Annotated in this window: 5 protein-coding genes; 4 read left to right on the top strand and 1 reads right to left on the bottom strand. The window is 73.6% G+C overall.

Features of this window, described 5'->3' with window-relative positions:
• Positions 1–184 precede the first annotated feature (184 nt).
• The 3 genes from ACFXB5_RS46760 (at position 185) to ACFXB5_RS46750 (ending at position 2,105) form a co-directional block, all read left to right on the top strand.
• Positions 185–1,015, top strand: coding sequence for a carbohydrate ABC transporter permease (locus ACFXB5_RS46760; protein ID WP_385220309.1), 831 nt, complete (start codon positions 185–187; stop codon positions 1,013–1,015).
• Positions 1,016–1,062: 47 nt separating this feature from the next.
• Positions 1,063–1,800 carry an NADPH-dependent F420 reductase gene (gene npdG, locus ACFXB5_RS46755; RefSeq protein WP_385220307.1) on the top strand — a complete coding sequence of 246 codons (738 nt, stop codon included), beginning with the start codon at positions 1,063–1,065 and terminating at the stop codon, positions 1,798–1,800.
• A gap of 104 nt (positions 1,801–1,904) precedes the next feature.
• A complete protein-coding gene (locus tag ACFXB5_RS46750; RefSeq protein ID WP_385220304.1) occupies positions 1,905–2,105 on the top strand; it encodes a hypothetical protein in 201 nt (66 codons plus the stop codon).
• A gap of 270 nt (positions 2,106–2,375) precedes the next feature.
• Here the strand turns inward: ACFXB5_RS46750 and ACFXB5_RS46745 are convergent, their stop codons facing one another.
• Positions 2,376–3,173 (bottom strand): site-2 protease family protein, encoded by a 798-nt coding sequence (locus ACFXB5_RS46745; RefSeq protein WP_385220301.1) that lies wholly within the window; start codon positions 3,171–3,173, stop codon positions 2,376–2,378.
• Between the two features lie 245 nt (positions 3,174–3,418).
• Between ACFXB5_RS46745 and ACFXB5_RS46740 the strand changes: the two genes are divergently transcribed.
• A complete protein-coding gene (locus ACFXB5_RS46740; protein ID WP_385220298.1) occupies positions 3,419–6,670 on the top strand; it encodes a BTAD domain-containing putative transcriptional regulator in 3,252 nt (1,083 codons plus the stop codon).
• The last annotated feature ends 23 nt before the right edge of the window (positions 6,671–6,693 follow it).

Raw genomic sequence — 6,693 nt, 5'->3', positions numbered from 1 at the left:
GCGGCGCGGGCGAGGGGGTCGCGCGTGCGCCCGCGCGCGGGCGGGGGGGGGGGGGGGGGGCGGGCGGGGGGCCCGCGGGGGGGGGCCGGGGCGGGGGGGGGCCCCCCGGCGGCCCGCCCCCGGCGACCGGCCCGGTGCGGGCCGCCGCCGCGCGGCGAAGGGCCGGGAGGGTCTTGAACCCCCCTTGCGGCACCGGATCATCACCGTCTCCCTGCTCACCGTCGCCGCCCTCTACTTCCTGACACCCGTCTACTGGCTCGTGGTCTCCTCCACCAAGTCCAGCAGCGATCTCTTCGGCACCTTCGGCTTCTGGTTCCACGACCCGCACCCGCTGGACTATCTGCACCGGGTGCTCACCTACGACGACGGCATCTACGTCCGCTGGTTCGCCAACAGCCTGATGTACGCGGGCGTCGGCGCGCTCGCCGCGACCCTGCTGTCGGCCGCGGCCGGCTACGCCCTGGCCAAGTACCGCTTCCCCGGCCGGGAGGGCATCTTCAACGTCATCCTGGCCGGAGTGCTGATCCCGGGCACGGCGCTCGCCCTTCCGCTGTATCTGCTCTTCAGCGAGATCGGCCTGGCCAACACCTACTGGGCCGTGCTGATCCCCAGCGTGGTCAGCCCGTTCGGGGTCTATCTGTGCCGGATCTACGCGGCCGCCGCCGTCCCGGACTCCCTCCTGGAGGCGGCGCGGATCGACGGCGCGGGGGAGGCCCGGATCTTCTCCACGCTGGGGCTGCGGCTGATGACCCCGGCGCTGGTGACCGTCTTCCTGTTCCAGTTCGTGCACATCTGGAACAACTTCTTTCTGCCGCTGGTCATGCTTTCCGACTCCGACCTCTATCCGATCCAGCTCGGTCTGACGTCCTGGCAGGGGTACGCGGACCGGCAGCCGGAGCTGTACCAGTACACGGTCGGCGGGGCGTTCCTGTCCGTCCTGCCGCTGATGGTGCTGATGGGCGTACTCCAGCGGTACTGGCGCACGGGGCTGACGGAGGGGAGTGTCAAAGCGTAAGAGACGTCACCATGAAGGTGGCCGCGGTGCGTGACAGGATCACTGTCATGACTACTCCTGATGCCACGAACTCCGCGTCCGACGCCCCCGCGAAGAAGGCTCCCGCCAAGGACCCCTGGGACCTCCCCGATGTGTCCGGCCTGACCGTCGGCGTCCTGGGTGGCACCGGCGACCAGGGCCGCGGCCTCGCCTACCGGCTGGCCAGGGCCGGTCAGAAGGTGATCATCGGCTCGCGCGCCGCCGAGCGCGCGCAGACCGCGGCGCGGGAGCTGGGCGGCGCGGAGCTCGGCATCGAGGGCGCGGACAACGCCGAGTGCTCGCGCCGCAGCGACATCGTGATCGTCGCGGTCCCGTGGGACGGCCACGCCAAGACGCTGGAGGGACTGCGCGAGGAGCTCGGCGGCAAGCTGGTCATCGACTGCGTCAACCCGCTGGGCTTCGACAAGAAGGGCGCGTACGCGCTGCGGCCGGAGGAGGGCAGCGCCGCCGAGCAGGCCGCCGCCCTGCTGCCGGACTCCCGGGTCACCGCGGCCTTCCACCACCTCTCGGCCGTACTGCTGCAGGACCCCGAGGTCGAGGAGATCGACACCGATGTGATGGTACTGGGCGAGTCGCGCGCCGACACCGACCTGGTCCAGGCGCTCGCGGCCCGCATCCCGGGCATGCGCGGGGTCTTCGCGGGCCGGCTGCGCAACGCCCACCAGGTGGAGTCCCTGGTGGCCAATCTGATCTCGGTCAACCGCCGCTACAAGGCCCACGCGGGCCTGCGCGTCACGGACGTCTGAGGGCGGCCCCGCGGGCTTGCCCACACCCGGGGCGCCCGGCCCCTCCGGCGGCGCATGGGGGACAATGGCGGGGAGTGACACACCCCCCGACAGGAGCCGACCCCATGCCCCGCCTCGCCCTCTACACCCTGGCCGTCTGCGTGCTCGCGATCGCCGCGGCCGTCGTGTCCTTCGCGCGGGGGAGCTGGCTCGGCGTCGTCTGGATCCTGATCGCCGGTATCTCGTCCAACATGTCCTGGTACTACCTCCGCAAGGCCCGCGCCGACCGCGCGGCCGACCGCGAAGCCAGGGGCGCCGCGGGCTGAGGCTACGGGGGAGCCGCTACGTGGTGTCCGGCGGATCTCTCCCCTACCCGCCCCTTCCCACAACTGGGGCCCCGCCCCAGACCCCGAGGTCCAGGTGCCACGCGGCGGAGCCGCATAGCGATGCTTTCCCCTTCCCGGCACCTGACGATGTGCGCCTCCGCCGTGTGCGGGGCTCCGCCCCAGACCCCGAGGTCCAGGTGCCACGCGGCGGAGCCGCATATCGATGCTGCGGGAAGGGGCGGGGAGGGGAACGGCCCGCCGCAGGCGCGCCTAGGGGCGGAATTCGGCGATATTGGGCTCGCCCTGCCAGAAGCGGAAGAACTCCTGTCCCCAGTAGGTGTCCCACTCCGATACGCCCAGGGCCCGCATCACCGCGTCGATCGCCTCGAAGAACGCCTGGTTGACCTCGGGTATCCACAGGATCCCGAAGACCGCGAGCAGCCCGAACGGCGCGTACGGCTCGACCTGGCGCCGGATGCGGTAGGACAGCCACGGCTCGATCACCCCGTACCCGTCCAGGCCCGGCACCGGCAGGAAGTTCAGGATCGCCGCCGTGACCTGGAGCAGCGCCAGGAAGGCGAGCGCGAAGCGGAAGAGCTCCGGCACCTGATCGGTGGCGCCGAGCCAGAACGGCGCGGTCAGCGCGGCCGCGAACAGCACATTCGTCAGTGGCCCGGCGGCCGAGATCAGGCTGTGCTTCCAGCGCCCCCGGATCCGGTGCCGCTCGATGAACACCGCCCCGCCCGGCAGCCCGATCCCGCCCATGATCACGAAGATCACGGGCAGCACGATGCTCAGCGCCACATGGGTGTACTTCAGCGGGTTGAGGGTCAGATAGCCCTTCGCGCCGATCGTCAGATCCCCGCCGTGCAGCGCGGTGCGCGCATGGGCGTACTCATGCAGGCAGAGGGAGACGATCCACCCCGAGACGACGAACAGGAACACGGCGAAGCCGGGGCTCGCGGAGTACTCCGTCCACACGGCCCACGCGGACACGACCATGATCGCGAACAGTCCGAGGAAGACGGGGCTGATGCGCCGCTCGCGGCGGCTGATGGCGGTGGTCATCGAGTGGGGTCTCCATACGGGCTGGTGAGCGCTGAGGGGGAAACGTCGAACGGGGGGCGCGGAGTTCCGGGCCAGGGTAAACGGGAGAACCGTCGGGCCAGGGAAAACGGGGGTAACGGCCGGGCCCCGGGAACCGGAAAATGGCAGGGCCACGGGAGCGGGAGAATGGCCGGGCCGGGGTCAGCGGGAGAACGGCCGGGGCAGGCGCGGTCGGCCGGGTGACCGGCATCCATCAGAATGGGCCCGTGCGCTACGGCATCCTCGGCACCACCCAGGCCCGCCACGACGACGGAACCCCCGTGGACGTCGGCGGGGCACGGCTGCGTGCGCTGCTGGCGGCGCTCGCGCTGGCGCCCGGGCAGGCGCGGACCACCGGGGCGCTCATCGATGAGATCTGGGTCACCGATCCGCCCGCCGACGGGCAGGGCGCGCTGCAGGCGCTGGTCGGGCGGCTGCGGCGGGCGCTCGGCAAGGACGCCGTGGAGTCCGTTCCGGGCGGGTACCGGCTGACCGCCGACCCCGACGACGTCGATCTGCACCGCTTCGAACGGCTCGCGGAGGAGGGCGCCCACGCCCTCGCCGACGGCGATCCGGCCAAGGCCGTCGATCTGCTGGACGCCGCCCTCGCGCTGTGGCGCGGGCCGGTGCTCAGCGATCTGCCCGACGCCTCCGCGCCCGCCGCCCGCGCCGAGGCGCGACGGCTGGACGCGCGGCGCGCCCGGCTCGCCGCCGACCTCGCCCTCGGCCGCCCCGCCCAGGCCCTCCCCGCACTCACCGGGCTCTGCGACGGCCACCCGCTGGACGAGCCGCTGCACGCGCTGCGCATCCGGGCCCTGCGGGACGTGGGCCGGGTGGCGGAGGCGCTGGCCGCGTACGAGGTGATCCGTACGGAGATCGCCGAGCGGCTGGGCGCCAATCCGGGGCCGGAGCTGCGGGGGCTGTACGCCGAGCTGCTGGCGGCGGCCGATGAGGGCTCTCCCGTACCGCCCGGCCCCGTTCCGCCGCGCCCCGTTCCCGCCCCCGCTCGTGGCGGCGGTGGGAATCTGCGGGCCCGGCTGACCAGCTTCGTCGGCCGCGAGGCCGATCTGGCGACCCTGCGCGGCGATCTGGCCGGCCACCGGCTGATCACCCTCCTCGGGCCCGGCGGCGCCGGGAAGACACGGCTGTCGCAGGAGGCCGCCGAATCGTTCGCGCCCGACTGGCCGGACGGGGTGTGGCTGGCCGAGCTCGCGCCCGTCGACGACCCCGAGACCGTTCCGGAGACGGTGCTCAGCGCGGTCGGGGGGCGCGAGACGGTCCTCCTCGGCACGTCGCCCGAGGGGCTGCGCGCCGCGACCGACCCGGCCGTGCGCGATCCGCGCGCCCGGCTCATCGAGCACTGCGCCCCGCGCCGGATGCTGATCGTGCTCGACAACTGCGAACACCTCGTCGCGGCCGCGGCCCACCTCGCCGAGTCGCTGCTCGCCCAGTGCCCCGGGGTCACCATCCTGGCCACCAGCCGCGAACCCCTGGCCGTCCCGGGCGAGTTGGTGCGTCCCGTGGAACCGCTGCCCGACCCCGTCGCGCTGCGGCTGCTCCAGGACCGGGGCGCGGCGGCCTTGCCCGGTTTCCGTACGGAGGACGATCCCGCCGCGTGCGCCGAGATCTGCCGGCGCCTCGACGGACTGCCCCTGGCGATCGAACTGGCCGCCGCGCGGCTGCGGCTGCTCACCCCACGGCAGCTCGCCGACCGCCTCGACGACCGCTTCCGCCTCCTGACCAGCGGCAGCCGTACGGCGCTGCCCCGCCAGCAGACCCTGCGAGCCGTCGTCGACTGGTCCTGGGACCTGCTCGACGCCGCCGAACGCACCGTGCTCGCCCGGCTGTCCGTCTTCGCGGGAGGCTGCGGTCTGACCGAGGCGGAGGCGGTGTGCGCGGACGCGGCCGGGACGGTGCGCGGATACGCCGGGGAAATCGCGGCGAACGAACACCACACCGGGGCCGTGGAGCCCCGGAACGTGGCCGCGCTGCTCGGCTCCCTTGTCGATAAATCGCTGGTGGTCACCGCGCCCGGACCGGAGCCCGGGGCGGACGGGGAGATGCGGTACCGGCTGCTGGAGACCGTCGCCGAGTACGCGGCGGAGCGGCTGGACGAGTCCGGCGAGCGGGCCGCGGTCGAACAGCGCCATCTGGTCGCCTACCGGGAGCTGGCCCGTACCGCCGATCCGCTGCTGCGCGGCCCCGCACAGCGCCACTGGCTGATCCGGCTGGAGACGGAGCACGAGAATCTGCGCACCGCGCTGCGCCGGGCCGTGGCCGCCCGAGAGGAGCAGGAGGCGCTGTGCCTGGTGCTCTCGCTCGGCTGGTTCTGGCATCTGCGCGGCCACCGCGGCGAGGCCCGCCAGTGGGCGAGCGCCGCGGCCGACCTCGGGCCGAGCCCCTTCGCATCGCCCGTGGTCCCCGCGCCACCGCTGTACGTCAGCTGCACGGCCGCCCCGCCGCCGATGGAGCCCGAACTGCTGGCGGAGGCGCGGCGGGGAGTGCGGCTGTACGCGCTGGCCAACATCGACGGCGACCTCCAGGCCATGGTGGGCGACGACACCCAGCGCGAGTTGGAGGGCATCGTCGCCGCCTACCGGCCGGGGCTGCCCCAGACCTGCCGTCTCCCGGGCATCCTGTGGTTCTTCGCGGTGATCCTCAAGGCGGACTTCGTCCTGCTGCGGGAGATGGCCGACGAGGCGGTGCGCACCTGCCGGGAGCTGGACTACGCATGGGAGCTGGCGTTCACCCTCCAGCTACGGGCCAAGTTCTACCGGGAGCCGAGCGGCGAGCACCAGGGCGCGACCCGCGACGCCGACGAAAGCCTGGAGATCTTCCGCGGGCTCGGTGACGTATGGGGCGAGGCGGAGGCGCTGGCCGGCCGCGGCGAGACCTGGGAGAAGCGCGGCGAGGCCGCGGCCTCGGCCGCGGACTACCGCGCGGCGATCCGCTGCGCCCAGGAGCTCGGGGCCCATGATCAGGTGCTGTTCCTCCGGTCCCGGCTGGCCGGGTTGTTCGTGGAGTTCGGGGACGAGGAGAAGGCCGCCGAGGGCGAGCGGATGCTGCGCGAGGTGGTCGAGCAGGGGCAGCACGCGGGCGCCGAGGCGCTGTCGTACGCCCGGATCCATCTGGCGCAGCGCTACGGAACCACGGGCCGCCTCGCGGAGGCGCGGACCCTTCTGGTCACCATGCACGGGGAGTTCGAGCACCGGGCGCTGCGGATGTTCGAGGGCATGGTGGAGGGGCTGCTGGCCTGGCTGGACCTGGTGGACGGACGGCCGGGCGACGCCCTGGCGACCGTGCGCGGCGCGCTGGCGAAGACCACCGGCCGGATGACGGAGATGGTCGCGCCGTTCATCCCGGTGACCCATCTGCTGACCGCCGCCGAGGCGCTGAGCGGCCTCGGCGGCCCGGAGAGGGCCGGGGCCGCGGGGGGGGGGGGAGGGGCGGACAGCCACGCGGCCCACACCCCCCACTAACCGATGTGACCCCCCCGCTGCGC

The organism is Streptomyces sp. NPDC059455, assembly GCF_042750115.1.
In the GTDB taxonomy this organism is placed as follows: Bacteria; Actinomycetota; Actinomycetes; order Streptomycetales; family Streptomycetaceae; genus Streptomyces; species Streptomyces endocoffeicus.
Note: the sequence above shows the minus strand (reverse complement) of the source record. Positions and strands in the feature narration are given on the sequence as shown.

Coding starts and splice junctions, on each gene's coding strand:
- npdG (WP_385220307.1), top strand. CDS start 1,063: ATGACTACTCCTGATGCCACGAACTCCGCGTCCGACGCCCCCGCGAAG.
- ACFXB5_RS46750 (WP_385220304.1), top strand. CDS start 1,905: ATGCCCCGCCTCGCCCTCTACACCCTGGCCGTCTGCGTGCTCGCGATC.
- ACFXB5_RS46745 (WP_385220301.1), bottom strand. CDS start 3,173: ATGACCACCGCCATCAGCCGCCGCGAGCGGCGCATCAGCCCCGTCTTC.